The organism is Deinococcus sp. (assembly GCF_025362455.1).
GTDB lineage: Bacteria > Deinococcota > Deinococci > Deinococcales > Deinococcaceae > Deinococcus.
Map to the genome: position 1 here is coordinate 1 of NZ_JANYGJ010000255.1, position 3,785 is coordinate 3,785.

Here is a 3,785-nt window from a genome sequence, read left to right on the forward strand (position 1 = left end):
CGATTTCCGGCATGGGCACGTTGCCGGTGCGCCGAACCTCATCGGACAGAAACGAGGGATAGACCATCGTGCCGAACACCACCGGATGCCCGGAGGCCAGAGCCGTACAGATCATGTCCACGTCTGGCAGCAGCCGGGCGTACTGCACGGCGGCGTGCCCGGCCCCGGCGGCGATGATTTCGGCGGGCGGGGGCGTGAAGACATGAGCGGACTCGTAGTCCCACAGTGCCTCATCCACCACGCCCTGCTTCGCGACAACCTTGATAGCGTCCCTGAGCTGGCAGCCCACGTCCTGCCCGGCATTGCCCTCCAGGTCGCGGGCGCCGTAGTAAATTTGCAGCCGCGAGAGCTGACTGAAGGTGCTGCTGGCTGCCGGGATGTGCAGGGCGTGGCTGACCGCGAACGCCACGGCGTTGCCCACGCAACTGCCGATCTGCCCCTGATCATAGGCCGCCGGATAGTTGCGGTTGCCCCGCAGATCGATCAGAGCCGGGAGTTTGGCTGGCGCCGCGAGGCTCAGCGCATGGTCGCGCCCGTCCTCCTTATCGGGGATGTATCCCAGCCCGTAGGGCGTCATTTTCCCGCCACGATCACGCGCAGCTTGCCCGCAGGCGTGCGCCAGGTCGCGTTGGCGTCCACCAGAGGCCCGGTCAGGGCGATGACGGCGGCGGCAGAATTGGCGGGCACGTCACCCAGACGGCAGACCCGGATGCCCTCACGCGGCGCCTCGCAGCGGCTGTCGGTGGTCGCCCCGCCGTCGATGGCAATAATCACCTTCAGTGCGGCCTCGGTGTCGCCGTTGACAAACGTCAGGCCCGCCGCGTCAAATTTCAACGCGCTGGCCGTGCCCTGGGTTTTCTGGAGAGCGGGTACGCACGAGGCCAGGATCAGCGGGAGAATGAGCAGAAAGCGCTTCATGCGCTGGCCTTGGGGGCGAACTCGTGGGTCAACTGGAGCGCCGCGACCTGGCAGATACCGCGCCGGGTTTCGTCATCGTGCGCGCCGGCGAGTTCGCCTGCCACCTCAGCGGCCAGGCTGGCGAAGCGGGCCAGAAACATCGGATCGTGAAACACCTGCTCTACGTGTCCCAGAGCAGAGAAAACCTCGTTGGCAAATTGCAGGGCGTCGGTGATGTTCATAGGGGAGCCTCCGGGGTGGCAACGATGGTGCTTGAAGTGGGCAGGACGCTGCCGATGATCTGACCCTGATGGAGCAAGGCCTCCATGCCGGGCGTGCCGGGCGGATAGATGATGACGCCGCCCAGGTTGGCTACGGGTACAGGCGGCGGGGTGGGCTCAGGGATAGGTTCAGGGGCGGGAACTGGGATGGGTTCAGGTGTCGGTGCAGGCGCCGGGGTGACAACCGGCGCGGGCTCAGGGCTGACCGCCGGAGCGGGTGGCACGTCGACGGTCACGGTGCCCGCATCCTGAACGACCACCGCCGCGCCGCCAGTCGTCAACCAGCCGAGCGCGGTCTTGAGGCCGTCGCGCCCCAGCACCGCGCATGCCGCCGCCGCCAGGCCGAACAGGGCGGCGCCGGGCCAGCCGGGGTAGCCCAGCGTGGCCTTGCCGGTGATCAGGTGCAGCAGCAGGCTCACGATTAGCCCTACCGCCGCTGCTGCGCCGCGCCAGGCCCAGGGGCTCAGGGCGCGGTAGTCCGGCGTGCGCTCGTAGTCGCGCTTGAGCATGGCGATGACCCCGAAAATGATGAAGCCGAGGGTCAGGGGCGAAGCGGCGAGGCTGATCAGCCAGGCCATGTTGAGTTGAGTCGGGTCCATATATCCTCCACAGCGGCGCGGCCCTGTCAGAAACTGACAGAGCCGGATGAAGTTGAATTGTTAGCGCCCGCAGGCGCGGCGGGCCAGGCTCAGAGGCCGTTCAGCGCGGCGGGATCGGGCGTCCAGCCGGGATCGTGCCCCTCGGTGAGCGGGTCGAAGTCGTCCGGGGTGCGCGGGGTGTGCAGGTCCGGGCTGCCCAGCTCAAGCGGCGCGTCCGGGGCCAGGCTGAAGCCACCTGCTGGCTGCCTCGCCAGCGCCCGCTGCTCGTTCACGCGCCGCTGCCAGCCGCTCAGGTAGACACCCAGGCCCGGACGCCGCTGAACGAGAAAGTTATAGAAGCGGGCGCGGCGATCACACACCAGCAGCGCCAGTTTCAGCATCCGGCGCGGGTCGGTGGGGCTGACCAGGTGGCGCACCTCATCGAGTAGCCACAGGGCCGTACCGGGGCCGTGATTGGTTGAGCAATCAAAAAGCACAGCGTCCAGCGGCCAGGTACGCCCCGGCGCCACGGGATCCCAGAAGCCGGTTTTGTAGATGGCCCTGAGTTCCTGGGGCCGGAGAGTAAACACGTCGCGCCTCGCCACGCCGTTGTCACGGCACCAGGCGTCAAATGTGTGTTGTGTCACGCCCTGATTTGTGCGGCCTCCACTATCTCTAAAATCGTCTACTTTACCACCCTCATACCTCAACGTCTCTTTCAACGCCCTCTCAAAATCACTCATTTTTTCTCCCTGGTCTTGCTCAGTTGCAGCGCTGCCGCCAGTGTCCCGATCTGGGCGCCGTAGCGGTTGACAAACAGGATCAGCCCCTCGACCACCAGGCTGAAACTCAGCACCTGGACGACGTAGCGCCAGGCGTTCAGCCACATCAAGGTTGTTAACGGGTACGTCCGGGTCAACGTCAACGGCGGAATCAGAAACACGAACACGTAGTAGCCCACCACGGCGATCAGCGGTAGCGACAGCAGCGCCCGATGGCGAACGGGCATCAGCAGCAGCCGCAGCGCACCGTGGCCCAGCACCCCGCCCTGAACGATCAGGCCCAGCACGATCAGGTCAGCGGGGTGCATCGGTGTCTCCTAGCAGGTTGGTGCGGTTGAGGACGTAGGCGACAGCCAGCAGCATGACGTTGAGCGCAGTAGTGCGGATGATGCTGTCGATAGGTACGTCGCTGCCGGGCACCGCCAGGACGGCGAGGATGGCAGGAGCGCCCTTGATGTACAGGGCTGCATACGTCAGGCCGCTCAGCGCGATGACCCATAGCAGCCGTCTCCACCACCGCCGACGTGGACGGCGCAGGAGCAAAAAAACTGCCTGCCACATCAGCAGCGTCACGCCGAGAACGGTGCCCAGACTCACCAGCACAGCCAGGATGTCGAGCAGGTCAGGCAGGCTTTGCCAGCTATAACTGGCTCTAATCAGGTTTGGGGGCATCAGGTTTGTCCTCCCTTGTGCCGGGCTCGTCTTTCTGGCCGCTCCTGGCCTTGAGCAGCGTGTACAGGCCCGTGACCATCGTGGTCAACATCCCGGCGGCGGCGGTACTTAGCTCGCCTGTTCTGGCGTAGCGGACGATGATCACCAGCAGCGCGGCGGCCAGGGCCACGGTCAGTACCAGCAGCATCACGTCGTAAGCGGGTAGGCGCGGGAGTTGTCGGAGTCGGCGTAGGGCACGCACCGGTAGGGATCGTCTGGGCATCTGGCCTCCTCACGGGGCACCTCGTGGCAGGGGGACGGGGTAGGGGATGCCGGAGGCGGAGAGCCAGGCCACGCCCCGGTACAGGGCGTAGGGGCCGAAGGTCGTGACCGTGCCGGGTGGGAGGCTGACCGGCGCACTACTGCGGCCCCGCCAGCTTCCGACGTTGGTGATGACGATGCGGGCAGGCGAGCAGCCCCGCCCGGTGGTGACGCTGATCAGCCGCAGCGGGGCACCGATCAGGCCGTCGTCGAACCCCCGTGCGGCTTTCCAGGTGGCTGTGACGCGGCACGGCGGCGGCTCAGGGACAGGCACC

9 protein-coding genes are annotated in these 3,785 nt (G+C 66.4%); all 9 read right to left on the reverse strand.

The window, feature by feature from the left end:
• Nucleotides 1-577, reverse strand: a 577-nt coding sequence (locus Q0R23_RS17535; protein ID WP_293915145.1) for a hypothetical protein, incomplete at its 3' end; no start/stop codon positions are given.
• The gene (locus tag Q0R23_RS17540) at nucleotides 574-918 is read right to left on the reverse strand and encodes a hypothetical protein (protein ID WP_293915147.1); all 345 of its coding nucleotides are present in this window, start codon (nucleotides 916-918) and stop codon (nucleotides 574-576) included. The genes Q0R23_RS17535 and Q0R23_RS17540, both read right to left, overlap by 4 nt.
• Nucleotides 915-1,139 carry a hypothetical protein gene (locus Q0R23_RS17545; RefSeq protein WP_293915149.1) on the reverse strand — a complete coding sequence of 75 codons (225 nt, stop codon included), beginning with the start codon at nucleotides 1,137-1,139 and terminating at the stop codon, nucleotides 915-917. The genes Q0R23_RS17540 and Q0R23_RS17545 overlap by 4 nt, the downstream gene beginning before the upstream one ends.
• Nucleotides 1,136-1,777 carry a hypothetical protein gene (locus Q0R23_RS17550; protein WP_293915151.1) on the reverse strand — a complete coding sequence of 214 codons (642 nt, stop codon included), beginning with the start codon at nucleotides 1,775-1,777 and terminating at the stop codon, nucleotides 1,136-1,138. Before Q0R23_RS17550 ends, Q0R23_RS17545 begins: the two co-directional genes overlap by 4 nt.
• A gap of 89 nt (nucleotides 1,778-1,866) precedes the next feature.
• A complete protein-coding gene (locus Q0R23_RS17555) occupies nucleotides 1,867-2,499 on the reverse strand; it encodes a glycosyl hydrolase 108 family protein (RefSeq protein WP_293915153.1) in 633 nt (210 codons plus the stop codon).
• Complete coding sequence (locus tag Q0R23_RS17560) at nucleotides 2,496-2,846, reverse strand: hypothetical protein (RefSeq protein WP_293915155.1); 351 nt, start codon at nucleotides 2,844-2,846, stop codon at nucleotides 2,496-2,498. Before Q0R23_RS17560 ends, Q0R23_RS17555 begins: the two co-directional genes overlap by 4 nt.
• The gene (locus tag Q0R23_RS17565; RefSeq protein ID WP_293915157.1) at nucleotides 2,833-3,210 is read right to left on the reverse strand and encodes a hypothetical protein; all 378 of its coding nucleotides are present in this window, start codon (nucleotides 3,208-3,210) and stop codon (nucleotides 2,833-2,835) included. The genes Q0R23_RS17560 and Q0R23_RS17565 overlap by 14 nt, the downstream gene beginning before the upstream one ends.
• A complete protein-coding gene (locus tag Q0R23_RS17570) occupies nucleotides 3,191-3,472 on the reverse strand; it encodes a hypothetical protein (RefSeq protein ID WP_293915159.1) in 282 nt (93 codons plus the stop codon). Before Q0R23_RS17570 ends, Q0R23_RS17565 begins: the two co-directional genes overlap by 20 nt.
• Before the next feature lie 9 nt (nucleotides 3,473-3,481).
• Nucleotides 3,482-3,785: hypothetical protein (locus Q0R23_RS17575; protein WP_293915161.1), on the reverse strand; the 304-nt coding region annotated here is incomplete at its 5' end.